Genomic DNA, 2000 nt, shown 5'->3' on the forward strand with positions numbered 1-2000 from the left:
TTTTTCGATATTTTAATGAACTTCCTTTACAACAAGAATAATTAATGGGAACATTAAGGCTTATTAGAAGATGTCTGGAGGTTTTTTAATGCTGGAGAATAGTTTTGTCATGGTAGCCATCATCTTAATAATCAATATTGTTTATGTGTCTTTTTTTACGATCAGGATGATCCTGACGCTGAAGGGTCAGCGATATCTTGCTGCCGGGTTAAGTACGATTGAAGTCGTGATCTATGTTGTCGGGCTTGGTTTGGTGCTCGAGAATTTGAATGAGATACAAAACCTGATTGCCTATGCTTTGGGATATGGAATTGGGGTTATTGTGGGTATGAAGATTGAAGAAAAGCTAGCGCTTGGTTATATTACTATTAATGTGATCACAAAAGAGTATGATCTTGATCTTCCGAAGGTATTACGGGAAAAGGGGTACGGTGTTACTGATTGGGCTGCTAATGGGCTGGAGGGCGATCGGATGGCGTTGCAAATTTTAACGCCAAGGAAGTATGAGCTGAAATTGTACCAGACCATCAAGGAGTTGGATCCGAAGGCATTTATCATTGCCTATGAACCTAAATCAATTCACGGTGGATTTTTGGTTAAATCGGTACGGAAAGGGAAGTTATTTTCATGAGCAAGGATACTAAAAAGAAACGAATGTATGAAGTCGGTGAGAATGAATCGATCGATGATTGCCTTAATAGAATGAAGAAGGATGGGTATGCTCCTGTCCGCAGGATGGAGAAGCCGATCTTTAAGGAAGTCGAGAAGAATGGGACAGTTGATTATGAGCCAGCTGGAAGGCAGATCATCTTTGAAGCAAGGCCTGTGGAGTAAAATTAAATTGCTTTAACACACTAACGCGCCGGGGGTCTGACCCCCAGCGCGTTAGTGTGTTAAAGGCGAACGATTGTATTAAAATCACTTTAAATGTTCGATTATTAATTGACAAGGGTTCGAAATAGTTGTTAATATGGAGTTGTTGATAGCGAATCGTTTTTCCCTCGTATAATAATGGGGATATGGCCCATGAGTCTCTACCTGGTTACCGTAAATGACCGGACTATGAGGGGAAGTAGTTTTTAAGTGAAGGGAATAGAAATCGTATTCTTTTGAGTATGGATTTCTTTGCGTATGCGCCCGGACAGACTACTTTCTCTTCTGTATGTAGAGGGAGTAGTCTATCCGGGTTTTTTGTTTTGATACTCCACACAGGGAGGTTAGATAAATGAGTACATCTGTTGCAGTCATTATGGGGAGCAAATCAGATTGGGAAACAATGAAGCATGCGTGTGACATTCTTGATCAATTGGAGATTTCTTATATAAAGAAAGTGGTATCGGCCCATCGTACACCAGACTTAATGTTTGAGTTTGCCGAGGGTGCGAGGAATGAAGGAATTAAGGTAATCATCGCCGGGGCAGGCGGTGCGGCGCATTTGCCTGGAATGGTTGCGGCAAAAACGACACTGCCGGTCATCGGGGTGCCGGTTCAATCAAAGGCGCTTAATGGCCTTGATTCTCTCCTCTCGATTGTCCAGATGCCGGGTGGTGTTCCGGTAGCGACGGTGGCAATCGGTATGGCAGGCGCAACGAATGCAGGGCTGTTGGCGGCACAAATCCTTGGTGCTTTTGACAGCGAAGTAGCTGAAAAGCTTGAGAGACTAAGGGAAGAAACAAAGATATCAGTGATGGAAAGCAGTGATGAGCTTGTCTAAATTGATTTTACCAGGACATACAATCGGCATTATAGGCGGAGGCCAGCTCGGCAAAATGATGGCTTTGTCAGCTAAAGCGATGGGGTTCAGGGTTGCCGTGCTCGATCCGACAGAGGATTGCCCTTGTGGTCAGGTGGCAGATGAGCATGTTCTCGGCGACTATGATGATCTTGATAAAATAAAGCAGCTTTCAGATATCAGTGATGTGATCACCTATGAGTTTGAGAATATCGACGCCGATGCGCTTGAGTGGCTGAATAAAAATGCTTATGTACCGCAGGGTACT

General features: G+C 43.6%; 4 protein-coding genes and 1 riboswitch. All 4 genes read left to right on the plus strand.

The features are described 5' to 3' along the window. Positions 1-88 precede the first annotated feature (88 nt). Positions 89-631 carry a DUF2179 domain-containing protein gene (locus WB217_RS15785; protein ID WP_423994205.1) on the plus strand — a complete coding sequence of 181 codons (543 nt, stop codon included), beginning with the start codon at positions 89-91 and terminating at the stop codon, positions 629-631. Further along, positions 628-834, plus strand: a complete 207-nt coding sequence (locus WB217_RS15790; protein WP_423994206.1) for an NETI motif-containing protein — start codon at positions 628-630, stop codon at positions 832-834. The genes WB217_RS15785 and WB217_RS15790 overlap by 4 nt, the downstream gene beginning before the upstream one ends. Positions 835-981: 147 nt before the next feature. Further along, positions 982-1083, plus strand: a riboswitch (purine riboswitch). A 142-nt stretch (positions 1084-1225) separates the two neighbouring features. Further along, complete coding sequence (gene purE, locus WB217_RS15795) at positions 1226-1714, plus strand: 5-(carboxyamino)imidazole ribonucleotide mutase (RefSeq protein WP_423994207.1); 489 nt, start codon at positions 1226-1228, stop codon at positions 1712-1714. Continuing rightward, positions 1701-2000: NAD(P)-dependent oxidoreductase (locus tag WB217_RS15800; RefSeq protein ID WP_423994208.1), on the plus strand; the 300-nt coding region annotated here is incomplete at its 3' end. The genes purE and WB217_RS15800, both read left to right, overlap by 14 nt.

Source organism: Mesobacillus sp. (assembly GCF_049588175.1).
Taxonomy (GTDB): domain Bacteria; phylum Bacillota; class Bacilli; order Bacillales; family Cytobacillaceae; genus Mesobacillus.

Bases quoted from the DNA above. Each gene is read 5' to 3' on its own strand.
- WB217_RS15785 (WP_423994205.1), top strand. From the start codon at position 89: ATGCTGGAGAATAGTTTTGTCATGGTAGCCATCATCTTAATAATCAAT.
- WB217_RS15790 (WP_423994206.1), top strand. From the start codon at position 628: ATGAGCAAGGATACTAAAAAGAAACGAATGTATGAAGTCGGTGAGAAT.
- purE (WP_423994207.1), top strand. From the start codon at position 1,226: ATGAGTACATCTGTTGCAGTCATTATGGGGAGCAAATCAGATTGGGAA.